The organism is Bradyrhizobium sp. 25ACV (assembly GCF_054863005.1).
This window is the reverse complement of the sequence record NZ_JAVAYO010000012.1, coordinates 55999-78246: the sequence shown is the minus strand read 5'-3', so window position 1 is coordinate 78246 and position 22248 is coordinate 55999. Positions and strand designations below refer to the sequence as shown.

Sequence of the window (22248 nt, the reverse complement as noted above, 5' to 3'; positions counted from 1 at the left end):
TAAAGGAAGGCGCATGCGTGCGGCCTTCAAGACGAAGGGCTCATTGCATTTAGTCTAAAGTGGTCTAGCGTAGTCCTGCTAATCGCGTCCCACCTGCAAAATCTGACAGGCGCTCACGCGGGCGTTTTCTGCTGTCAAAGCCTCCTGGTAACTCTAGGAGGTCGGTATGCACGCTATCGCGCTTCATACGTCTCAGTTTGGTCGCCATCTCGACCTTCTAACGTCGATGTATCGGCTCCGTCGGCGCGTCTTCAAAGACCGATTGGATTGGAGCGTGTCGGTATCGGGTGACCTGGAAATCGACGTCTATGATGCCTTGGGTCCCAACTATCTTCTCGTCGTCTCAGGTGAGAACGAGGTTCTTGGCTGCGTCAGGCTTCTGCCGACGACTGGCCCAACCATGCTCGCCGACACCTTTGCCAATCTTCTGGGCAACAGGGCGGCGCCACGTGACGAGCGCATTCTCGAAAGCTCAAGATTTTGCGTCGACACCGAGCGCAGCGTCGATGCCGGCCGAACCGGCTTCAACCGCGCCACCTTCGTGCTGTTTGCCGCGATGCTCGAGGCGATGCGAGAAGGGGGAGCGCAATCCATCGTGACCGTCACTGATGCTCGAATGGAGCGCATCCTAAGGCGAGCGGGTTGGCCCCTGGAGCGGTTGTGTGAGCCCCAGCCGCTTGGACAGACCCTAGCGCTTGCAGGATTTCTTCACGATTCAGACCAGGCGCTCGATGCCATGTACCGGCAAGCCGGGGTGGACGGACCGGTTCTGATCTCACTAGGATGAGGACGCAAACTTCGTCAATCGCCTGCGCAAGCCGCCGAACTTGGTAGGCGATGAGTACGCCGATCGGCCGCCAGCCCGCGCCGACGATTGGAAGGGTGAGGTGCGCACCACTGATCTTCGCCTTGCGAGCCTGCCTTACCGCGAGCTCATGCAGACCAGTGGCGAGGAGGGGGGCCTCAAGCAGCAATTGGCGTTGTTCGACGAGGCCGCGCCGGCATTGAACGAGACGCGCGCCTTCGAGGAACGATTGCTCGACGACGAGTCAGACGTCGCCTCTGAGCGCAGCCAGATGCAGCAGGCCGCAGGCGCATCCAGCACCGTGCGCCGAGCCCACGCCGTCACCCGCGACGATGACGACCTTCTTCCCTCGTTCTGAAGAGATCCCCTGATGAAACCGAAATTGTCGGCTTACGTCTCTGAAAGTGTGGCGCAGCGCCTCGAGCTCGCTGCCAAGCGTCCCGGAGCCAACAAGTCAGCCATTGTCGATGCTGCGCTCGATCGCTTCCTCAACCCCGAGCGCGATGCCAGCGGCGATGCGGCGCTGATCCGAAGGCTGGACCGGATGAGCCGGCAATTGGAGCGAGCCGACCGCGACGTGAGCGTCCTGGCGGAGACCATCGCGCTGTTCATCCGCTACTACCTCACCATCACTCCGCCGCTGCCTTCGCAAGATCAGGATGCGGCGCGTGCGCTGGGACGTGAGCGGTTCGAGATGTTCGTCGCCCAGGTCGGCAAACGCGTCGCCTCCGGTGGCCGACTTGTCGCTGACGTCAGCCGCCAACGCTGCCTGCACCATCTCGTCATCAGAGGCCGCAATGCCCATCTTCTTGCAGCCCCGCAGCAAGAAGTCATATCGAGAGACATCGGCTCGCATAGCCACTGCGCCAGTTTGTCTCGACAAAGGTTGCTCACCGATTCCGAGAACAGCCCTTCAACGGTGGCTGTCAAGAGATGCGTCTGCCGCGCGCCCCACGCTGTCGATTCCGCTTCCGATAGAAAATTTGTGGTAATGCGCCGGACGACGCCAAGGTCGTGCGAAAAGTCTGCGAACACTGCATCTGTCAGAAGCGCGTTGCGGGCGGCTTGTTCGGCAATGTCTGTTGGCCGAGCATTTTCGATTGCCTCAACTAATTGGCCGGTCTCGGCTTCCGTCTGCGTCATTGCTAAGAGATAGAGGATAGGCTCTCGCCAACGTACCGTTATCGCGTTTGCGGTCACGAAGGCGAGCCGCTCTTGCGCCATCAACTGCAAGAGGTGTCGCGCGGCCAGAAATTCCTGCAAAGAAAGATGCAGGAAGCCGATATTGCCCGGCGCTTTGTTGACCAACAGCCCGGCCCGCTCCTCTGTGAACGAGAATATGGCCCGCGCGGTTGCTTCTGCGGCGTCTTGGTTGCCTGTATTCTGCCTTCGCAAGATCAGGCCGCTCGCACGCGCTACGGCATCGTCTTCCGCTGCGGCGTCGGGTATCGCGCCCGTAAGTTCTCCAGCTTGCAGACCGAAGGCAAAATCGCAGATGATCCGATCGCGCAGCCGTGGCTCCGTCTGAGCGGCGTCAGTCGCCAAGGCGCTGACCGCTCGGCGGCTTGGCTGGTGCTCCATCAGTTGGTCAACGATCTCCTTGCTGGCCGCGAATCTGTTTCTTGGTAGGTCCTGACCCCGGCCGTGCAAGCTGACAAAGGCCAACAGGAAGAGCGGCGTCTGGGACAGGCGCGCGATGCCGGCGTTGGCCTGCAAGGCAGCTACAAACCTGTCGGCTTTTCGCCGGGCTCGCGCTCGGATTTGGCTGTTCGAGGCGGTCGCGTCCGCCTCGAACCGCTCCAAAACGGAAAGCCAGAGGGTTGCCAGCGAGTGTCGTTGGGGGGCCGATAGAGGTGCCAGCGTGGCGCGCTCCCACGCGCCGCCGAGAGCCGTCAAGCTGCGTGCGCCGTGCGGACGTGAGGTAGCGACAACCGGAATGCCCGCTCGATCGACAAATGTTGTCAGACTGGCGAGAAGCGTCTGGGCTGTACCTTGATCGGAGGCCTCGTCGATGCCATCGACAAGGATCACCACGCGCTTTCCCATGACTGCTTGCAATATACGGTCGGCTAAATCCTGCCCGCCTTGCGCACGCAAGAACGCGGCGGCTGCCTCTTCAATAGCTACCGGAGCACGCTGATCCGCACTCAGCCGCACCCAGAATGCAAAGGGCAACCAAACGGGGATGAGGTCTCGGTATTGCTCCCGTGTGACCGCCAGTTCCGGCTTATCGGACAGGATGTCGAGGGCCAGAAAACGAAGGAGCGAGCTCTTTCCGGTTCCTGCCTCACCGAGCACAAGCGACAGCTTCTGCCCACCTAGGTATCCATCGATCGCCACCCTGCGTTCGCGCAGTAACGCACGTGAAAAGGACCTGGACCCGGTACGCATTGGGGCCTCGCGCTCTCCCGTTTCCCGTTCACGTTTTGCCTGCGCGTTAGCGGCCGCTTCATCTGAGGCGGCAGCGACCTCTGTCTCGGCCGATTGAATGAGAAGATCTGGCCTGATGTACCGGTCCGGCAGCGGAATGCTGGCGCGTGTTCGGCCCTGCGCATCCACGCCGACAATGGGAAGGCCAGGGTCAACGGTTGCGATCCAGGAGTTGTAGTGGGTTCGCAGTCCCGCTCTTAGGACCGCGGCGTCAAAGCGCGAGAGGCGTTGCCGTAAACGCTCGATCGCTTCTGGCGGGCAGACCGCTGGCACCCAGGGCCTGCCAAAGAAATCGTCTACAAGCTCGGGCTCGGCTATCAGCATCTGCGTCAGCCGCGTCGGGCCAAGGGCCTCAAACTCGATGTTGCGTTGACGCAGCCTGTCGCGGGCGGCCTCGATCGCCTCGACGACGGAGGGCGAGGACAACTCGCATGCCACGGCGAGCACGAAACGCGTCGCCCTGTGAGCCCATTTACGCTTGAGAAAAAAATCGACCGCAGCTTTGATCCTGGCCTTTGAAATTGTCTGGTGGCGCTTGCTTTGCCAGACGTGATAGGTGCCATCGGTCAGGCGAACAAGGGCATCGATGCCGTGCTGCGCGTGCCCCGACTTGCCGTAGGCCCAAACCGCTTCGATCGTCGTATCGATTGCGGCCAGCCGAACGCAGAGCCGCTCGAAGTCCTCCCAGGAGAGACCGACAAACGGCAGAACGTCGACGCGCGAATGAACCGGCGGACTGGGCGCGGCCCCGCTTGGGTCCTGCCGCAGCCAACCCGGATTCTCGGTCCGTGCGCCGCTGCGCGTCGTGAGCTTTCGCCTCTTCGTGGCTGCTTTCTTTGGCATCGCGCCAATCCGGTGTCCTTGTGATTCTCCCATTCTGACACTTGGCTGAGATCGTTGCCAGCGAGTCCAGACAAGGCATCAGCTTCACATCGAAACGCCGCATCCACGATGACTGAGATGTTCCTCCATGAGTTCAAGCAACCGCCGCAATCAACATAGATGCGGCTCATCCTTCGACGACGTCCAGTCCAATCAGGCGATACGCTTGATACCAGGGAGGATTGCCGTTTGACGTGTTGAACGGTACGGCTCCAGTTTCGATCGCCGCCAGGCACTGGCTTGACGCGGAGTCCGCTGTCAACAAGGCGCGATTGACGATGTTTTCCTTGCCGGCATCGCTGCTGGCGTAAATGAGCTGTACCGTGTCTGGAAGCAGATCGTCGCGAATGACGGGACTTTTGCGGGCGTTGTAACTATTGAGATTGCCAAGATCGCTATCCACGATCATTCCAACTCTCGTTGTTGGACCTACAAGGCCTTTCTCGCGAAGAATTTGATGCGCAGCCATCCAGCCCCAACTTTCGGGCTTTTCGCTAATATCGAGGAATTCGAGGCAGAATGGTGCTTCCAGCTTCCAGCCCCGCTTGAGCTCTCGAACGGCCGGCAAACCAAAAGCGCGAAGAACAATAACGCCTGTCACCGAAACGCGCCTACCATTTATCATGCGCGTGTTTGTATCGACGGCACAGACAAATTGGTAATTCTTGAGGAGTGCATCACTGCTCTCAAAGCGAATGTCGCGATGCCCCTGCGGGATCCGGGAAAGCACCTTGGGCCCTTTCGGTCGCTCGTAGGTTATCTCCGAATAGACGCCCGTCATGGCATCGCCGAAGCTAAATCCCCCGGTGCTATGATCATAGGTGATGGTGATTGAATCGACTTCGCCTGCCGTCGTCCCGTAAATCGCCTCCGAGCGCTTCTTGCGCATTGGCGAATTATGCCTGCTCGCCTTACGCGACTGCTTCGACATAAATGCCTCCATGTGGGCGTTCACGATTCCCGGCTCGTGGGACCCACGCTTCCGGGGTGATTCGGACAGAATTAAGGGATACTCAGCGCACGGACAACTGGAGTGGCCCGGGGGGCTGCTCGAGCCAGCATGTCGAGATCAAAGATCACGAACGCCCGCCGACCCTCGGGGCCGGTCTGTTTCCTGCTGAGTGAACTCTGGCACAATGCATCTGATTCGCTTCCCAGCCCTTTGATCGAACCGTGCCGTGGCCATATTCACCCGTCGTCGCATTCAGGCAATGTTGGATGACCTGAGCCCTCTGCTCAACAAGGAAAAGCGCTCTGACTTGGTCGCGCGCTTGAACAACAAGCGTGTGGAGCAGGCCTTGCCGGCGGAGATGGAGTTGGCGCTCATCTGGGCCATGAGGAGCTTTGACTGTCTCGATATTGAACCGGTGTGGTGGGTGAATGGGAAGAAGCCGGATGCCTATGTTGAGGGGCTGCTGCCGGGTAGGCCCGCGGTCGTTGAGATTGCATCCACTAACGACAACTCGATTTCCGGCGAACAACTTATGGATCGATGTTCGCAAACCATCATTGCCCACGCCAATGCGGTCAAAAAGGGTTTCGGCGAATATCTGTATTTCCGATTTGCTGAGACGGTCGGAATCGAGCGCGGGATTAGGATACGCGGGATTGCCGCGCCGAAGAGTTACGCGCTATCTGATGCAGCGAAGGCACTGATCAAGGAATGGGTGCTGTCGAATACTGAGCCGCTCCCGCGTCTGAGGATTGAGGAGAATGACTTATGTGTCGAGGTCGAGCGGAAAGACTACAAGCAGATTCGGTATCACAACGTCTGGACTTCTCGGCCACCGCGCGTCTATTCCGAGACGGACAATCCGATCTACAATGTCCTTAGCCAGAAGCTGTCACAAATCGAAGAGGCACCCGAAGGGACATATCGGATTATCTTTCTTTCAGAGATCGGCTCACGGACCCTTGATGAATTAGCGGCGCCGTTTCCGAACATGGTCGAAAGGAACGCAACCGCGGAAAAAATCATACGCCGCTTTCTCTTCGACAAAAAAGGGCGGGTCGATGCCGTTGTGGTCTTCGTGCCTAAAAAGGATTATCGCTCGTTCGCTCAAGAGCCAAGACGAAGCTGGAAGATCACCGTCTTCTCGCATCAAGAAATCCCGGGTCTATTGGAGGGCCTCCGCAATATCGAGGCCGCCTTGCCCCTGCCTCGGTTCACCGGCTCCCAGGCACGGTCTTTGTTTCGGCAGGGCGCATTCGCCCCCGACGCATCGGGATGGTATGGAGCTACAACGATGACATCGAGCACAAGAGACGAGATCACGTACCGTATGTCCAGCCGGGCTTTTCAGGATTTCTTGGCGGATCGAATTACGGAGAAGCAATTCCGCCACCGTCTAGGTGACGGGGAGGGTGGCTCGACCATTGGCGGGTTCTTGGAGCAGGGCTTCGTGATAAGTGAGATCTCATTCGAGAAGGGAGGACTGGATGAGGACGACGACACGTTGATCCTTCGCTTCTCGAAGGACCCGGCCGCACGTCGTTTTGAGTAAGACCGGGCGCCTCGCCGAAAAGTTTGCGGACATCTGCTGAAGTTGCGCTTTGAATTGTGGGCGTTCGTCGACGACGGCCACTGCTGTCCCGGTCTTCCCGTTCTTGCGACCGAGATGCATGGCATGCCTCCGTATCAATTTGAGAGACTCCTCACGCCAACATCTTTATAAATTCTTCCATGGACGGCTGCTGGGCGTACTGCAGCTTGAGAAGATCTTCGACTTTGAGGTTGGTATAGCGCTGGAGCTGCCGCCAATCTTTGTGGCCGGTGACCAGTGCCACCTTTTCGATTGGGAGTCCCGCTTCGAACAGACGGCTCGTTCCCTCGTGACGCAGATCGTGGAAGTGCAGGTCTTCGATCTTGAGTTCAGCACATGCCCGAGTGAATGCCGCACTTACGGATCTATGGTTATGAGGAAAGACCCGCCCATAGCCTCGAGTCACAATTCGCTGCTGAAGCACGACTTCCCACGCATCATAGCCCGTTAGATTGAGCAAAGGCACTTTCTGGTCATTTCCATCCTTATTCCTGGGGTCCTTTCTGTCTTGAATGACGACAAGTCGTTTTTTCATGTCAACCAGTGGCCACTCGGGTTTGCAGATTTCTTCCTGTCGCAATGTCGTTGCCACGGCATATCGGACGATCCGCCCCATCGGTATGAATTGCCGACGGTTCGTCTCAAAGTATTCGATGAGTTCGTCGAGTTCGTCTTGTGTGGGCCGTCGGTCACGCTCTTTGCTCTTTCCAACCAAATTGAGGTGACTTAGCGCGACGCGTGCGAGGCGAGCTTCCTCGGCTGAAACCTCGATGCCGTGCACAGTGGCGGCGTGGGTAGTGATTGTCCGGATGAATGACATATCGATCGCCAACGTTGCGGGACCAGCGCCTTGCTTGGCGCGCTTCCTGCCGAACTCGATCAGCCGTTCCCGAGTGAGCGCGGAGAGCTTCACACTCCCAAGCTCAGTCTTGAGCGACGCCATCACGGCGGCTTTTGATCGGCGAGGGGGCTTTCCAACTTCGTGCATGTCGTCGTTATGTAGGTCGATGAGATCGCCAAACGTGCGAACGTTCCGTGCCGCGCGTGGCTTGGCTGAACCGTTGCGGTCGATGTTGCGCTCCATCTCGAGCGCCCACTCTTCGCCGTCCTTGCGCCGTCGGAATGTCTCGGCCACATAACGGGTCTTGCGGCGGACCTGGACGCGCCAGTTTCCGGATGCCATTTGTATGAAGGTCGCCACGCGTGTGCACTCCGACTTTCGTGTGCACTATGTGTGCACTGAGAGGTCAAAACGGGTACAAACGTGTGCAATTTCGTCTAGTTTGGAGTGCACACGTTCGCTGTTCATCCCATTGAAGAGTAAGATAAACTGTTGAAATATCAAGACTATCGCTTTTCCGTGGCGCCCATGATGGACCGGACTGGCTGATCTCGGACCCCGTTGCACGATACTTGATCATTTGGATGGGCGAGATATTTGGACCGCAGATTGCGCCAGCAGGCAACAGCTCCTGTGCGATTGCCATCAAGCGTTGGCAATTTTGAAAGTTCGCGGGTTCAACGCTGTTGTCGCGCATTTCCTGTTCGTCAAGCGCGCTCTGCTGGCGACACGTTTCAGTCCGTGTCCGGGGCGCTCGGCTATGAGTCGGTGAGCGCGTTCATCACTATGTTCAAGAAGGCGCTTGGCAAGTCGCCGGCGCGCTACTTCTCCGAGCGCGAGGCCGGCCAGACTGGGCCGGGGGAGATCTGTCGCGAGACGAACTGCAAGCGTCGCCGGATGCCTGAGGTGCGGGACCCGCTCATGGACTTTCGCAACGCAGATGGCTGGAATTAGAGCGCTTCGTTTCGGACGATCTCGATACCGAAGCCTGACAGTCCCTTGAAGTGATGCGTCGACGACGTGAGGTGACGGATGGAACTGATCTTGAGATCCCGCAGGATCTGGGCGCCGACGCCGATCTCGCGCCATTGCCGATTGCGGTCGTGTTCGCGCGAACCGGTCGGGCCTAACGGCGCAGGCGGAACGCCCGCCGCGCCGTCGCGCAGATAGACGAGCACGCCGCTGCCATTATCCTTGAAGCGTTGCAGAATGACGGTCATCTTAGCCTGTTCCTGACCCGAGAACAAATCGCGCAAGATGTTTGGTTTGTAGAAGCGCGTGAGGACGTTGGTGCCGTCGCCCAGTTCTCCGTAGATATAAGCGACGTGATGAATGGGGTCGAACGGCGAGCGATACGAATAGCCCTGGAGCGGGCCGATCGGGCTCTCCGCCGTGACGCTCGAGACGCGCTCGATCAGCGTCTCGCGGGCCTGCCGGAAGCTGATGAGGTCAGCAATGGTGACCTGTTTCAGCTTGTGCTTGTCGGCGAACGCCGCGACTTGCGGACCCTTCATCACAGAGCCATCGTCGTTCATCAGTTCGCTGATGACACTGACCGGCTCGAGACCTGCCAGTCTGCACAGGTCGACGGCGGCCTCGGTGTGACCCGAGCGCATGAGTACGCCCCCTTCTTTTGCGATCAGCGGGAAAACGTGTCCCGGCCGGCAAAAATCGCCGGCGCCAGCGTTGGGGTTGGCGAGTGCACGGCAGCACGAGGCCCGCTCTTTGGCCGAGATGCCCGTACCGTTATCCGGCCGGTAGTCCACTGACACGGTGAACGCCGTGGTGTGAGCCGAGTCGTTGTTGACAACCATCGGGTCAAGCCGCAGGCGTCTCGCGTCTTCGAGGGTAATCGGAGCGCAGACGATTCCCGATGTATGGCGAATGATGAAGGCCATCTTCTCAGCCGTACACCGCGAGGCGGCAACGACGAGGTCCCCTTCGCCCTCGCGATCGTCGTCGTCGGTGACCACGACGATTTCGCCGTCGGCGAGCGCCTGCAGGGCCGCTTCGATCGATCCCGTCATCTCGGTCGCTCTGCTCGCTGGAACCGACGGGTGCTCGCGTTGTGTCGTGTGCGGATTGTCAGGCTCGCAGCGCCGCTCGAGCACTCTGCCGATCTTAACTTCACCATTATTGCCAACTGGCCGGAGCCCATGGCGGGGCGCCTCATAGGCTTTCCACGCTGTAGCTGGGACGATTGGTGTCGAGCCCGATCGGCGCATCGGACAGCAAAGGACCGGTTGGGTCGTATCGGGGTCTTGGTGAGCGCTCCAGAGGGCGCGAGGGGGTGGCGCAAGCCTTGACGGTGACCGGCCGATTGGCGTCGATCGGCAGCACGGTCTTGTGCGAAATGCGCTTGAGGGCCAGATTTGATCGAATGCTGCTGACGCCGGGAATGCGGGATAGTTTGTTGACGATTAGGTCTTCGAGATCTTCGATGTCGGCCGCCATGACGCGGAGCATGTAGTCGCTCTCACCGGTCATGAGATAGCATTCCATTACCTGGGCCAGCCGGTCGATGGATCGGGTGAAATTCTCGAGGGACGTCTGGACCTGCTTTTCCAGCTTGATCTGGATGAAAGCCGTTACACCAATGCCGAGCACGGCGGGATCGAGAAGGGCGATCCGTCGATCGATCACGCCGAGTTTTTCGAGTGTTCTGACGCGTGCCAGACACGGCGACGGCGAGAGATTGACGCGTGATGCGAGCTCGACATTGGTCAAGCTCGCATTCTGCTGGAGCTCGTTGAGGATCTTGATATCTATTCTGTCGAGAGAGGTTGTCGACATCGCGTATCTCCCAAGTATGGCAGTCTTCTGCGGCGCGTATCACCGTCGTTTGCGGGGTGATGACAATCGCGTGGTAAAAGCTAACCGCAATTGCGTTTGTGGGATTTCGACAAATCGTCGATTTGTATCGAAAAACCGTCAACCTTCGCATTGTGCATTGCGATCAGGGGGTTAGTTGCCTACTTCCGATACATTTTTTGCCTATGCGATATGCAGGCCGACGTTGATCCACGGATTCGGTCAAGATGTAATGCCCGCCGCTCCATCGATTGGCTCCCCATGTCACTTGACGGGACGTGCAGCAGAGCTCGATGTCGAGAGCTGCCCTGTTTCGTACAACCGCCTGTCGTCGCGTGTGGCCCCGGTCCCACGTCGCTGACCACGCCGCGGGCGTTGCGCGAGACAAAAGGTTCGGCGCAGCAACGACGCCCACCCTCGTCAACCAGAAAATGGCAAAGATCGGCCGGATGCAGAGTTGGATCTAGCGACTCGACAAGGCGTTACAGCATAAAATGCTGATGAAGCTTCTGTGACAGGCGTTGTTCAAGCAGTAATGCTGAGAGGCTCGGGCGACTATCCACCCACGATCGCACTTGGGTAGCGACGGTTTGGATGTCGAGCGTGAAACTGAAGCAAGTCTATTTGACAGCGAACGATCCTGGACCCCTGGCCGAGTTCTACGAAGGCCTGGGTCTGAAGGTGCGCTTCGCTGATCCCGGCAAGTGGATCCAGTTCGTGAGCGATGCGGCTGCGTTCTGCGTCGCCGGACCGACGGAGTCGGTCTCGGACCAGCTGCAAGATGCCGTTCTTGTCTTCGATGTCGATGACCTCGATGCCGCCATGGAGCGTGCCGCAGCCATGGGGGCGCACGTCGGCGCGGTCCGGGACATGGAAAGTCACGGCCGTGCGGTGAAGGTGCGGGATCCGGGCGGCAACGTCATCCAGTTCTATCAAGCAGCCGGATAGCTCAGACGTTCCCCGGGGCAGCGCTGCATGCCCGGACTCACAACCAGACAAAGAGGGCGCATCCATCCCATGAATCCAAGGGTCGTCGCCATGCCGTCCGCAACACCGCCGCTGTCCGAAACGAGCCCACTCGATGCCGCAGCATTCCGTGCTGCGATGCGCAGCGTGCCGGGCACCGTGTCGATCGTCACGACAGGCCGGGCGCCGAACCGCCATGGTCTGACATTGACGGCGGGCTGCTCGCTGTCGGCGGCTCCGCCCAGCGTGCTGGTTTGCGTCAATCGATCTGCCGGTGCGCACGACACCATTCTCAGCAGTGGGTCGTTCTGCTGGAATATTCTAGGGGTCGAGCATCGCCATCTGGCGCTCAAGTTTTCCGGGCAGGACGGCAGCAAGGGCGATATCCGCTTCGGTGACGGTTTGTGGTGCGATCTCAAAACCGGAGCACCAAGTCTGGTCGGCGCGGTCTGCAGCTTCGATTGCCGCGTGGTGAATGCTTACAGCGACAGTAGTCACACCATTTTCACCGGAGAGGTGGTGGCTCAGACCACGAGGGCCGGATGTGAGTCGCTCGTCTACATCGACGGATGTTTCGCCGCGCCAAAGGCGGTCTGAAACACAGGACGACGTCAGGCGCCGCTACGTTTCCGCTACAGCCAAGATGGAACCGATCAGCATGCAAGGAAGACGAAGACTTTCTATCGCGCATCCATCGGCGGTCGGTCGCTGATGCTGTCGCTCTGGCTCAATGTCATCGCCGGCGGGGTGCTCATCGGGCTGGTTTACGGGCTCGTCGCGCTCGGTCTCACGATCATCTTCGGCGTCATGCGCGTGGTCAATTTCGCTCATGGCGAGATGGTCGTGTTCGGGATCTACATCGGATACTGGACCGTTCGAATCTGGGACATCCCGATCGTTTTAGCCGCCGCGATCGCCGCGGTCGTCATGTTCGTCTTCGGCTACCTGCTGGAGACGCTCGTCGTGAAGCGGTTCGTCAATCGGCCGCATCATTATCAGTTCATCGTCTTCATCGGCCTCTCACTGCTTTTCAGCGGCGTATTGCTGATGTCATTCGGTCCGGATCCGCGGCCGACGGCGTCTCAGTTGTCCTTCCAGACCGTGAGCGTGGGACCGCTCACCTTGGATTGGGCCCGCATCCAGGCGGCCGCTACGGCCGGACTGCTGATCGCCGCACTGGGAGCCTATCTGAAGTACTCCGCATTCGGGCGATCGCTGCGGGGCGCCGCCAATAATCGACTGGGCGGACTGGTGGTCGGGCTGAATATCCCTCGGGTCTATGCGGTGACCTTCGGCATCGGAGCCGCCTGCGCTGGCATCGCCGGCGCATTGATCTCGCCGCTGTTCGATGCGCAGCCCTATCTCGCCGTTGACTTCACGCTGCTGGCCTTCGTGACGGTGATCGTCGGCGGTCTCGGCAGCTTCGGCGGCGCTCTTCTGGGCGGCCTGACGATCGGGGTCGCCGAAGCGATCGCGGCCTTGATGTTCACGCCGTCGATGAAAACAGCACTCCCTTACGCGCTTTTGATCATCATCCTGATTTTCCGTCCGAGGGGGTTTTTCGGTGCAAAGGACATCTGATCAAGCCAGCGACACCAGGCGTTGGGGCGCCGGCGTTCTGGTCTTCGCCGCGCTGGCCGTGGTGGGTGGCATGTCCAACGCTTACGTCATCTCGCTTCTGACGATCGTCCTGTTATTCAGCTTCATGGGACAATCGTGGAACCTGATGCTCGGGATCGGCGGGCAGCTATCTATCGGTCACGCGCTGTTCGTTGGAATCGGTGCGTATGCGGTGGCGATCCTGAACATCAAATACGGGGTTACCCCGTGGATCGGTCTGCTGCTGGGCGCGGTGATTGCGGGCTTCGTCGGCGCGGTGCTGGCGTGGCTGAGCTTCCGCTTCGAGGTCCGTGGCATCTATTTCGCGCTGCTCACGATCGCCGCCGCCGAATTCGCCCGGATCATGTTCGGTGGGTGGGACTATGTCGGCGGCATGCAGGGGCTGTTCTATCAGGCGCCGAGCGGCGTGATGGACCTCGGGATGCTGCGCGGTGACGCGCGGTTCTACTACTTCGTCGCGCTCGCGCTTGCGGCCATCGGCGTCGCGGGAACGGAGCTGATCTCGCGGTCCTATTGGGGCTATGTCTGGCGGGCGATGCGGGATGACGACGAGGCCGCCCGTGCGCTTGGGGTGCGGACGTTTCGCCACAAGGTGCTGGTGGTCTCGATATCGGCCGCGACGGCCGCGATCGGCGGCGGCGTGCTGGGCCTGGTGCAAGGCGCGATCTTTCCGGATTCGATCATGGGCATGGCGATCTCGGTCGACGTACTGATCGGCCCTGTAGTCGGCGGATTGGGCACTGCGTTCGGCCCGCTGGTCGGCTCGATGGCCGCGATCCCGCTGCACCACGCCATGGGGGCTCTCGGCGACAGCCTGGGGCTCCCCGGACTGAACAGCGTCGCCTACGGGGCGGTGCTGATCCTGGTCGTGTGGTTTCTGCCCGACGGCATATGGCCGGCGATCGTCCGGCTCTACGGGGCGATCCAGCTGCCGGCGCGCGGCCGGATTTCACAACTGCGGAAGGTCGAGGAATGACCGCGCTGCTCGAAGTGAAGAACCTGACCAAAGCGTTCGTTGGATTGGTCGCGGTCAATGACGTCAGCTTCTCGTTGCAGGCAGGCCGCATCACCGCCCTGATCGGACCGAACGGCGCCGGCAAGACCACCTGCTTCAATCTCGTCGCCGGGGCATTGAGACCGACCGCCGGGCAGGTGCTGTTCGAGGGGTGTTCGCTCGAGCGCGAGCCGCCCGAAGCGGTGTGCCGCATGGGCATTGCGCGCACCTTCCAGATCGTCCGGCCGATGAAAGATATGTCGGTGCTCGAGAATGCCATGGTGGGCGCCTTCAGCTGGACGACGAACGTCAAGGAGGCGCGGGACAAGGCGTATGAGTCGCTCGAAAATGTCGGGCTCGCCGGCAAGGCCAATGCCCGGACGGATCAGTTGACGTTGCCCGATCGCAAGATGCTGGAGATGGCGAAGGCGCTCTCGACCCGCCCCAAGCTGCTGCTGCTCGACGAAGTGATGGCGGGGCTGCGTCCGACCGAAGCGGCCGGCGTCGTCGGCGTGCTGCACAGGCTCGCCGAGAGCGGACTGACGATCCTGCTGGTCGAGCACGTGATGCGGATCGTGATGGAGGTGGCGTCGACCGTGGTGGTGCTTCACCACGGCGCCAAGATCGCCGAGGGCAAGCCGTCAGAGGTGGTGGCGGATCCTGCGGTGCTGGAAAGTTATCTGGGAGCCGGCTTCCATGCCTGACGACGCGCTTCTCGCCATCGACGACCTGTGCGTGGCCTATGACGGCTCCAATGCGCTGAACGGCGTGTCGCTCCGCATCGGCAAGGGTGAACTGATCTGCGTGGTCGGCGCCAACGGCGCCGGCAAGACCTCTCTGATCCGATCAATCGCGGGGATCGTGCCGTCGTCGCGCGGTTCCGTCAGGATCAACGGAGTCGAAATCTCGCGGCGACCGCCGTGGGACATCTGCGAAATGGGCATCGCTCAGGTCGCCGAGGGCCGCCAGATCTTCAGTGCGCTCTCCGTCGAGGACAATCTGCTGATCGGCGGCTCGCTGAAGCGGGCCAGGCACGACCTGGCAAATACGCTTGATTCCGTCTATCGGCTGTTCGGGCGACTTCGCGAGCGCCGCGACCAACTCGCCGGCACGCTGTCCGGCGGCGAGCAACAGATGCTGGCGATCGGTCGGGCGATCATGTCGAAGCCAGAAATCGTGATGTTCGACGAGCCGTCGATCGGACTGTCACCGGCGCTGACCGATGTGATGTTCGGCGTCGTCAAATCCCTCAACGAGCAGGGCATCACGGTCCTTCTCGTCGAGCAGAATGTCGCCAAGTCGCTCGCGCTGAGCAGCCGCGGCTATGTGCTCGAGAACGGCTCCGTGGTGTTGCATGGATCTAGCCGCGATCTGCTCGAGAACCCCGATGTCCAGCGCGCCTATCTGGGATTGTGAGGCGCGCCGTCTCGGCGGGGCGTCGGGCGTTGCGGCTCTCGTCCCGCGCCGTTCGGTCCACCGCTCCCCGGCTGTTGCAGCCGCCTCTCGCTTGGGTCTCATTGATGAACACTGCCACTTCTCTCCTGATCGAGCGTGATCAAGACCTGGTCACGATCACGATGAACCGGCCGCCGGCCAATGCGCTGAATGCGCAACTCATCGTCGAGTTGCTGGAGGCGATCCGGCGCCTTGCCGACGACGAGAATCCGCCCGGCATCGTGCTCACCGGAAGCGGCGACCGCTTCTTCAGCGCAGGCGGCGACATCAAGGAAGTCGTCGGGATCGACGTCGCGAGGCCGCGCATCCGGTTCTTCCACGAACTCCTCGTGGCGATGGAGAACTATCCGGGCCCGATCGTCTGCGCCGTCCGCGGCTATGCGGTCGGAGGCGCCCTGGAGTTTCTGCTGCATGCGGACTATGTTGTGGCCGATGCGGCGTGCAAGATCGGATTTCCGGAAATCAACCATGGCCTGCTGCCGGTGACCAAAGGCATGCGCCGGGCCGTCGAGAAGCTCGGCGTGCGGGCGGCGCAAGAGCTGCTGTACTGGGGCGAGCTCGTCGGCGCGGAGCGCGCCATGGCGATCGGCGCCGTGAACGAGATCGTCCCGACCGAGGAGGTCGCGTCCCGCGCGCGAGACGTGTGCGGCGCGTTGCGGCAGAAAGACCGCAAGCTGTTCCATGCCATCAAGCGATCGCTCAACCTCACCGCGCAAATGAGCGATCAGGCGCTTGAAAAAATGACTCTGGCCGACCTCGACGCCTATGTCACAGCCGAGAGCTCAACCAACGCGCGTGCGAGATTTTTGTCAAAGAACAGTAAGGGCTGAGCCGATGACGCGCGGATATCCCGATCAGATCTATCTAGAGCAGATGAGCCACGAGGAAGTCGCCGCGGCGCTGGCCGATGGGTGCACGACGGTGGTGATCCCGCTGGGGGCCGTCGAGCAGCATGGGCCGCATTTGTCTTTGGGCATGGATGCGGATCACGCCGATGCTCTGGCCGAGCGGATCGCGCGCAGCCGCGGCAACACGCTGGTGGCGCCGACCATCACGGTCGGCTGCTCGTCTCACCATCTGCCATTTGCGGGTACGATCTCGCTACGGCCGGAGACGCTGGAAGCGATTTGTGTCGATTATTGCACAAGCCTGGCCCGGCACGGCTTCAAGCGTATCCTGATTCACTCGGGTCACATCGGCAATTTTCCGGTCCTGAAGGACATGCTCGGTCGCTTGCGCGAGGCCGTGCCCTCGGATGTTGCCATCCTGGCGTTCGTCGACTCGACGAAATGGATCGACACGTGGCGCGATGCGGTGCGCGAAGCCGGAGGAGACGTGTCGGCCGTCGGCGGCCACGCCGATATCGCCGAGACGTCGCTGATGATGGTCATTCGGCCCGACAGCGTCAGACCGGACCGTTTCGAGGTGGGCCATCTTGGCGGCTTGTCGGAGGCTGATCTCGAGCTGATGTGGAAGAACGGCATCCGATCGGTTTCGCAGAACGGCGTGATCGGAAGTCCAATCGGCTCGAGCTACGCCATCGGCGAAGCGTGCCTCGCGGCGGTCGCCGAGTTGCTGATCAAGACCTTCGATAGCGAGGCCGGAGCCGCCAGCGCCCGCCGTTGACGGTCAGCCCGTCCGCTGCGTGGCGAAGCTTCCCGGGGCGTCTGCCATGTTGCGAATGCTGACAGCATAAAATTCGGAAAGCGTTACTACGCAACGCGGCTTTCGGGCGAAAATATCGCCACGCCTATGAAACCCTGTGCCATCTCGCAAGCTAAAAGGATTGAGACATGGCACTTACGTTTGGGTTCTGGTCTGAACAGGAAACCCAGGTCGGCCACAGTTACTCGCGCAGGCTTCACGAACTGGTCGACGAAGTCCGTCTGGCCGAGAAGGTTGGCTTCGACTGCGTCGCGCTCTCCGAGCAGCACGTGGCACTGGGCGGGATCTCGAGCTCGGCGCCCGAAGTGGTGTTCGGCTATCTGGCCGCGGTGACCTCGCGCGTCAAGCTGCGCGCGGCGGTGACGCTGATGCCGCAGCGCATCAACCACGCCTTGCGTTCGGCCGAGCGGCTTGCCGTGACCGACATCCTGTCCAACGGCCGCATGGAATTCTACGGCGGCCGCGCCAACACCACCATCGCGATGCGGGCGTTCAACGTCGATCCGAACGAAACGCTGGCACAGATGGAAGAAGGACTGGCGCTGCTGAAAACGGCGATGCGCCAGGACATTTTCACGTTTGACGGCAAGTACTACCAGATCCCTCCGCGCCAGCTGGTTCCGAAGCCGCTGCAGAAGCCGCATCCGGTGATCGGGATCGCGGCGACCAGCGAGCGCAGTCATCTCTGGGCGGCGTCGCAGGGCTTCGCTGTGATGAGCAGCAACATCTATCAGGGCTGGGAAGCTCAGCAGAAGCTGATCGACGCCTATCAAAAAAACTGGAAGTGCGACGCGGAGGGACCGCTGCAGCGTCCGCGTATCGGCATTCCGCTGTTCATCGGCATCGGGAAAACGGACGAGCAGGCCAAGGCGGATTATGCCGGCCCGCTAATGCACTATGCCAAGATCTCGACCGATGCCTATCCGCGTCTCGCGGCGATTGCCGACGACTACAAATACATGGGGGAGAGCGTGCCGTCGATGGAGCGCGCCGCCAACGACTGGGACTATCTGGTCAACGAGTCGGCCACGACGGTGTGCGGCAGCCCCGATACGGTCATTCGTCAGATCGAGAAGTTCGAGGCCATGGGTATCGACGAGGTGCTGCTGCACATGGACTCCGTCCCGCACGAAAAGATCATGGAGGCGATCGAGATGGTCGGTCGCTACGTCATCCCGCATTTCAACGACAGAAACAACGTCGTGCGGCCGACCGAGGAGATCCTCGGGCAGATCCGGCTGATGCGGACCCAGAAGCAGTAATCGAACGGTGAAATCAATGTCGGAATACGGCTACAAGTACCTGATCGTCGAGCAGCGCGTCACTGGCGTCGCGATCGTCACGATGAACCGCCCGGAGATCCTCAACGCGATCAACTGGGAGATGCACGAGGAGCTCGAAGACGTCTTCGTCAAGCTGGATCACGACAGTTCTGTCAATGCGATCGTTCTCACCGGTGCGGGCCGCGGATTTTGCTCTGGTGGCGATCAGAAGTCGCTGGATAAGGGAACGCTGCCGTCCCCGACGCGCAGCGGTCGCCACCTCATCCGCAACATGCTGGAAGTCGAAGTGCCGATCGTCGCGGCGGTCAACGGTGTCGCGGTCGGCCTGGGTGCTACGCTCGCACTGTTCTGCGACGTGATCTATGCGAGCTCGACAGCCCGTTTCGCCGACACGCACGTAAATGCCGGCGTCGTCGCGGGCGATGGCGGCGCGGTGATCTGGCCGCTGCTGATGGGGCCGGTACGCGCGAAGCACTATCTGATGACCGGCGAATTCATCTCCGCCGAGAAAGCGGCTGCTATCGGCATGATCAACGAGGTGGTCGCAGACGGCAACGTTCTCGATGCCGCGATCGAATACGCCGAACTGCTGGCAAGCGGGCCGAAGGAATCGATCGTGTGGACCAAGTACAGCGTCAACAAGATCATCAAGCAGTACGCCCACCTGCTGCTCGACACCTCTGCGGCGCTGGAGATGTTGACGTTCAAGTCGCCCGAGCGGGCCGAGGCGGTTGCCGCATTCGCGGCCAAGCGCAAGCGTTTCGCGGAGCGCTGAGATGAACGTCGCTGAGATGACATCCGGCGCCCAGTTGGCGGATACGACCGTCGTGCAGCTTTTGGCCGCGCGGCTCGCGGAGCGGCCCGACAAGATCGCCTTGCAACAAAAGCGTCACGGCGCCTGGACCGCCATGACGTGGAGCGCCTATGCGCAGCGTGTCGTGAACCTGGCCAGCGCGCTGCGGCGTGCTGGTCTCGAGCGCGGCGATCGGGTCGCGATCATGGGCGATTCGTCCGAGGAATGGCTGATCGCCGACATGGCCACGATGTGCGCCGGCGGCGTCATGGTGGGCGTTTACTTCACCTCTTCACCCGAAGAAGTGGCTTACTGCTTCACGGATTCAGGCGCGAAGTTCGCGTTCGTCGGCGGGGAGCCGCAGCTTCGCATCGTGCTCGCCTCCGGTCGGGCCGAGCAGCTCCGCGGCATCATCGTGCTCGACCCGGATTGGACCGGCGAGGCCTCGGCGTCGATCAAGTCGCTGGCCGACTTTGTTGGAGCACACGATGTCGATGCGCATGACTATCTGCAGAAGGAGAGCGCGACAGCAAAGGCGTCCGATGTCGTCAGCATCGGCTATACGTCCGGGACGACCGGAAACCCCAAAGGCGCCATGCTGACGCACCTTTCCATTCTCGCCGGCGTTCATTGCATCACCCTGTTCGGCCCCAGCATGCGCGAAGAGGAACACCGGGTGGTCGTGCATTTGCCGATGTCGCACACCGTCGCGCGCGGGCAAGCGACCACGTTGCCGCTGATTGCCGACGCAGTTCCATATTTCGGCGAGACGACCGCGGACTTCGCCCAGACGATCAAAGAGGTGAAGCCGACCTACTATATGGCGCCGCCGCGGTTCTACCAGCGCTTTGCGACACAGATCCTCAGCAAGGTGCATCCCGCCGGGGAAGGGGGAGATCAGAACTACACGCTCGCCATGACAATCGCGCGCAGGGCGCTCGAAGACCGTCAGCGCGGCCACGAGGATGCCTTCGTCTCGAAACTGTTCGCGGCCTGCCGCGAGCAAGTGTTCCTGCCGCTGCTCGCGGAGGTCGGTTTCGACGAGCTGAAGGTCGCGTTCACCTCGTCGGCGGCGATGCCGTCGGAGCTGATGTCGCTGTGGCAGTTGTGGGGCTTGCAGCTCAAGGAGTGCTACGGCCAGACCGAACTGGTCGGTGCCAATCTGGTGCAGATGGCGGAGTGGCCGAAGGCCGGCAACGTCGGGGTCCCGCTGCCGGATCCAGCCTGGGAAACCGCCGTGCTCCAGGACGGCGAGATGATCGTCCGTGGACCGGGATTGTTCGCGGGCTATTGGAACAAGCCGGACGAGACGAAAGCGGCGCTTCGCGACGGCTGGCTCTACACCGGCGACATCGTCGAAGTGTCGCCGGAAGGAACCTTCAAGCTTGTCGACCGGAAGAAGGAGATCATCAACACGTCGAACGGCAAATCGATCAGCCCGACTCAGATCGAAAACGAGCTGAGGCACAGCCCGTTCATCTCCGAGGCGGCAGTGATCGGCGAGGGGCGAAAATATCTCACCGCCCTGATCGAAGTGGATGCCACCGCCACAATGGACTGGGCGAAGTCGCGCGACGACAAGATCGCGAGTTACGCGGACCTGGCAGGCTCCGAGATCGTCAACCGGCTGATCGAGGCGGAGATCGGCAAGGCCAACGGAAGGCTGGCGCGAGCCGAGCAGATCAAGGCGTTCCGCATTCTGCCGGAGGAGCTGTCGCTCGAGAACGGCGTGATGACGCCGACGCGGAAGAAGCGTCGCAAGCAGATCAACGAGCGCTATCAGTCGCTGATCGCGTCGCTCTACGACGAAACCGAGGAAGAATTGATCAAGGCCGAGATGGGCCTTTGAGGTCGGCGGTCGGTCCCAAAACGTACGAAGCTACCAGTCGAGATAAGATTTCACTCCTTCAGCAACAGGACATCGAGATGACCAAGCGAAGCGGAATCACGCGGCGGACGATTGTCGGAAGCGGATTGGGAATTGCGGCAGGCCTGGTATCAAGGCCATCGTTTGCGGCGAACACGACAGTGAAAGTCGGAGCGATCATGCCCAGCAGCGGCGTGCTGGCGTTTCCCGGTCAGGCCTGCGTGCGCGGCATCGATCTCGGCGCCAAATTCGCGCGTGATAAGTTCGGCCTCGACATCGAGATCGTTCACGCCGATACGCAAAGCCGTCCGGAGAACGGCCGGATTGCCGCCGAGAGCCTGATCCGGCAGGGCTGCACCGTGCTGATCGGCGCGTGGGATTCCGGGGCCACCATTTCGGCGCTGCAGGCCTGCGAGGCCGCCAAGGTGCCGATGGTGGTCCACATCGCGAGCGCCACCCAGGTAACTTCACAGGGCTTCACCCAAGTGTTCCGCTATTACCCCACGTCGCTGACCATCGTGCGGCAATCGTTGACCGAGCTGAAGTCCGTGCTCGGCACGCTGAAGGACCCGCCGAGCAGCGCCGTCGTTCTCCATCTCAACAACACGATGGGGCAGTCGACGGCGGCCAGCATCGATCAGGCGTGGAAGGAAGTGGATGTTCCGCTCAAGATCGCGCAGTACGTTGCCTATGACGAGAAGGCCAAAGATCTGTCGGTGGAAGTTGCCAAGGCGAAAGCGTCGGGTGCCGATGCTTTGATCTCGGTCACGCGCGTCAACGACGCGATCATGATCGCGCGCGAATGCATCAAGCAGGGCTGGGACCCGAAGATGGTGTTTTCGCCCAACTCCAACGGCGTGTCCGACAAGGCGTATCACGACGCGCTCGGAAAGTATGGTGACGGTCCGGTTTTGTCGGCGTTGTGGCTCAATCCCAAGGGCGCCGAGACCGACAAGATCATGAAGATGTTCGCGACCGACTACCCGAACGACTGGTTCGATGCAAATGCGGGCTGCGCGTTCGAGGCGGTTCAGATCGTCGCAGACGCCGTGACGCGGGCGGCTTCGCCGGAGTCGGCGGCGATTCACGGCGCGCTCAAGAAGACCGACATGAAGCCGATCCTGATGTACGGCGACAACACCAAGTTCGACGAGACCGGCCAGAACATCCACTGTTCGATGGTGATGCTGCAGGGTTTGAAAGGCAGGCCGCGGGTGGTGGCTCCAAAGGCCATCGCGGAAGCGTCGCTCGAATATCCGCTTGCGCCTTACAGCAAACGCTGAGCTCGTCCCG

The 22248-nt window shown here is 60.9% G+C and carries 20 protein-coding genes and 1 pseudogene; 16 read left to right on the top strand and 5 right to left on the bottom strand.

The window, feature by feature from the left end; all coding sequences use genetic code 11:
* Positions 1-166 precede the first annotated feature (166 nt).
* Positions 167-787: an acyl-homoserine-lactone synthase gene (locus RAD04_RS25810; RefSeq protein WP_461626016.1), complete on the top strand. Its 621-nt coding sequence runs from the start codon at positions 167-169 to the stop codon at positions 785-787.
* A gap of 100 nt (positions 788-887) precedes the next feature.
* A complete protein-coding gene (locus RAD04_RS25805; protein WP_461626015.1) occupies positions 888-1163 on the top strand; it encodes a hypothetical protein in 276 nt (91 codons plus the stop codon).
* A 296-nt stretch (positions 1164-1459) separates the two neighbouring features.
* On the opposite strand, the gene RAD04_RS25800 is transcribed toward RAD04_RS25805, so the two are convergent.
* On the bottom strand, positions 1460-4078 hold the full coding sequence (locus RAD04_RS25800; RefSeq protein WP_461626014.1) for an NACHT domain-containing protein: 2619 nt from the start codon (positions 4076-4078) through the stop codon (positions 1460-1462).
* Positions 4079-4244: 166 nt separating this feature from the next.
* Positions 4245-5048, bottom strand: a complete 804-nt coding sequence (locus tag RAD04_RS25795) for a hypothetical protein (protein WP_461626013.1) — start codon at positions 5046-5048, stop codon at positions 4245-4247.
* Between the two features lie 247 nt (positions 5049-5295).
* Here RAD04_RS25795 and RAD04_RS25790 point away from each other — a divergent pair, with 247 nt between their 5' ends.
* Entirely contained in the window at positions 5296-6621 is a 1326-nt protein-coding gene (locus RAD04_RS25790) for a hypothetical protein (protein ID WP_461626012.1), read from the top strand.
* Between the two features lie 151 nt (positions 6622-6772).
* On the opposite strand, the gene RAD04_RS25785 is transcribed toward RAD04_RS25790, so the two are convergent.
* Complete coding sequence (locus RAD04_RS25785) at positions 6773-7861, bottom strand: site-specific integrase (protein WP_461626011.1); 1089 nt, start codon at positions 7859-7861, stop codon at positions 6773-6775.
* A gap of 360 nt (positions 7862-8221) precedes the next feature.
* On the opposite strand from RAD04_RS25785, the pseudogene RAD04_RS25780 reads away from it, so the two are divergent.
* Positions 8222-8326, top strand: a pseudogene (locus tag RAD04_RS25780) (AraC family transcriptional regulator); the annotation flags it as partial.
* A 125-nt stretch (positions 8327-8451) separates the two neighbouring features.
* Here the strand turns inward: RAD04_RS25780 and ribB are convergent.
* The gene (gene ribB / locus RAD04_RS25775; RefSeq protein WP_461626010.1) at positions 8452-9528 is read right to left on the bottom strand and encodes a 3,4-dihydroxy-2-butanone-4-phosphate synthase; all 1077 of its coding nucleotides are present in this window, start codon (positions 9526-9528) and stop codon (positions 8452-8454) included.
* Positions 9529-9670: 142 nt separating this feature from the next.
* Positions 9671-10228 carry an Lrp/AsnC family transcriptional regulator gene (locus RAD04_RS25770; protein WP_461626009.1) on the bottom strand — a complete coding sequence of 186 codons (558 nt, stop codon included), beginning with the start codon at positions 10226-10228 and terminating at the stop codon, positions 9671-9673.
* Positions 10229-10906: 678 nt separating this feature from the next.
* Between RAD04_RS25770 and RAD04_RS25765 the strand changes: the two genes are divergently transcribed.
* The 12 genes from RAD04_RS25765 to RAD04_RS25710 all read left to right on the top strand — a co-directional run bounded on the left by RAD04_RS25765 (position 10907) and on the right by RAD04_RS25710 (position 22238).
* On the top strand, positions 10907-11260 hold the full coding sequence (locus RAD04_RS25765) for a VOC family protein (protein ID WP_461626008.1): 354 nt from the start codon (positions 10907-10909) through the stop codon (positions 11258-11260).
* A gap of 69 nt (positions 11261-11329) precedes the next feature.
* Complete coding sequence (locus tag RAD04_RS25760; RefSeq protein ID WP_461626007.1) at positions 11330-11875, top strand: flavin reductase family protein; 546 nt, start codon at positions 11330-11332, stop codon at positions 11873-11875.
* A 114-nt stretch (positions 11876-11989) separates the two neighbouring features.
* Entirely contained in the window at positions 11990-12859 is an 870-nt protein-coding gene (locus RAD04_RS25755) for a branched-chain amino acid ABC transporter permease (protein ID WP_461626006.1), read from the top strand.
* Positions 12843-13874 (top strand): branched-chain amino acid ABC transporter permease, encoded by a 1032-nt coding sequence (locus RAD04_RS25750; RefSeq protein WP_461626005.1) that lies wholly within the window; start codon positions 12843-12845, stop codon positions 13872-13874. Before RAD04_RS25755 ends, RAD04_RS25750 begins: the two co-directional genes overlap by 17 nt.
* A complete protein-coding gene (locus tag RAD04_RS25745; protein WP_377791837.1) occupies positions 13871-14596 on the top strand; it encodes an ABC transporter ATP-binding protein in 726 nt (241 codons plus the stop codon). Before RAD04_RS25750 ends, RAD04_RS25745 begins: the two co-directional genes overlap by 4 nt.
* Positions 14589-15308: an ABC transporter ATP-binding protein gene (locus RAD04_RS25740; RefSeq protein WP_461626004.1), complete on the top strand. Its 720-nt coding sequence runs from the start codon at positions 14589-14591 to the stop codon at positions 15306-15308. The genes RAD04_RS25745 and RAD04_RS25740 overlap by 8 nt, the downstream gene beginning before the upstream one ends.
* A complete protein-coding gene (locus tag RAD04_RS25735) occupies positions 15305-16177 on the top strand; it encodes an enoyl-CoA hydratase/isomerase family protein (protein WP_461626003.1) in 873 nt (290 codons plus the stop codon). The genes RAD04_RS25740 and RAD04_RS25735 overlap by 4 nt, the downstream gene beginning before the upstream one ends.
* A gap of 4 nt (positions 16178-16181) precedes the next feature.
* Positions 16182-16973 carry a creatininase family protein gene (locus tag RAD04_RS25730; RefSeq protein WP_461626002.1) on the top strand — a complete coding sequence of 264 codons (792 nt, stop codon included), beginning with the start codon at positions 16182-16184 and terminating at the stop codon, positions 16971-16973.
* A 167-nt stretch (positions 16974-17140) separates the two neighbouring features.
* A complete protein-coding gene (locus RAD04_RS25725; protein ID WP_461626001.1) occupies positions 17141-18274 on the top strand; it encodes an LLM class flavin-dependent oxidoreductase in 1134 nt (377 codons plus the stop codon).
* A gap of 16 nt (positions 18275-18290) precedes the next feature.
* On the top strand, positions 18291-19070 hold the full coding sequence (locus RAD04_RS25720; protein WP_461626000.1) for an enoyl-CoA hydratase/isomerase family protein: 780 nt from the start codon (positions 18291-18293) through the stop codon (positions 19068-19070).
* Between the two features lies 1 nt (position 19071).
* On the top strand, positions 19072-20937 hold the full coding sequence (locus RAD04_RS25715) for an AMP-dependent synthetase/ligase (RefSeq protein WP_461625999.1): 1866 nt from the start codon (positions 19072-19074) through the stop codon (positions 20935-20937).
* A 77-nt stretch (positions 20938-21014) separates the two neighbouring features.
* Positions 21015-22238 (top strand): ABC transporter substrate-binding protein, encoded by a 1224-nt coding sequence (locus RAD04_RS25710; RefSeq protein WP_461625998.1) that lies wholly within the window; start codon positions 21015-21017, stop codon positions 22236-22238.
* Positions 22239-22248 lie beyond the last annotated feature (10 nt).

Bases quoted from the DNA above. Each gene is read 5' to 3' on its own strand.
- RAD04_RS25810 (WP_461626016.1), top strand. From the start codon at position 167: ATGCACGCTATCGCGCTTCATACGTCTCAGTTTGGTCGCCATCTCGAC.
- RAD04_RS25800 (WP_461626014.1), bottom strand. From the start codon at position 4,078: ATGCCAAAGAAAGCAGCCACGAAGAGGCGAAAGCTCACGACGCGCAGC.
- RAD04_RS25795 (WP_461626013.1), bottom strand. From the start codon at position 5,048: ATGTCGAAGCAGTCGCGTAAGGCGAGCAGGCATAATTCGCCAATGCGC.
- ribB (WP_461626010.1), bottom strand. From the start codon at position 9,528: ATGACGGGATCGATCGAAGCGGCCCTGCAGGCGCTCGCCGACGGCGAA.
- RAD04_RS25765 (WP_461626008.1), top strand. From the start codon at position 10,907: ATGTCGAGCGTGAAACTGAAGCAAGTCTATTTGACAGCGAACGATCCT.
- RAD04_RS25760 (WP_461626007.1), top strand. From the start codon at position 11,330: ATGAATCCAAGGGTCGTCGCCATGCCGTCCGCAACACCGCCGCTGTCC.
- RAD04_RS25755 (WP_461626006.1), top strand. From the start codon at position 11,990: ATGCTGTCGCTCTGGCTCAATGTCATCGCCGGCGGGGTGCTCATCGGG.
- RAD04_RS25745 (WP_377791837.1), top strand. From the start codon at position 13,871: ATGACCGCGCTGCTCGAAGTGAAGAACCTGACCAAAGCGTTCGTTGGA.
- RAD04_RS25740 (WP_461626004.1), top strand. From the start codon at position 14,589: ATGCCTGACGACGCGCTTCTCGCCATCGACGACCTGTGCGTGGCCTAT.
- RAD04_RS25730 (WP_461626002.1), top strand. From the start codon at position 16,182: ATGACGCGCGGATATCCCGATCAGATCTATCTAGAGCAGATGAGCCAC.
- RAD04_RS25725 (WP_461626001.1), top strand. From the start codon at position 17,141: ATGGCACTTACGTTTGGGTTCTGGTCTGAACAGGAAACCCAGGTCGGC.
- RAD04_RS25720 (WP_461626000.1), top strand. From the start codon at position 18,291: ATGTCGGAATACGGCTACAAGTACCTGATCGTCGAGCAGCGCGTCACT.
- RAD04_RS25715 (WP_461625999.1), top strand. From the start codon at position 19,072: ATGAACGTCGCTGAGATGACATCCGGCGCCCAGTTGGCGGATACGACC.
- RAD04_RS25710 (WP_461625998.1), top strand. From the start codon at position 21,015: ATGACCAAGCGAAGCGGAATCACGCGGCGGACGATTGTCGGAAGCGGA.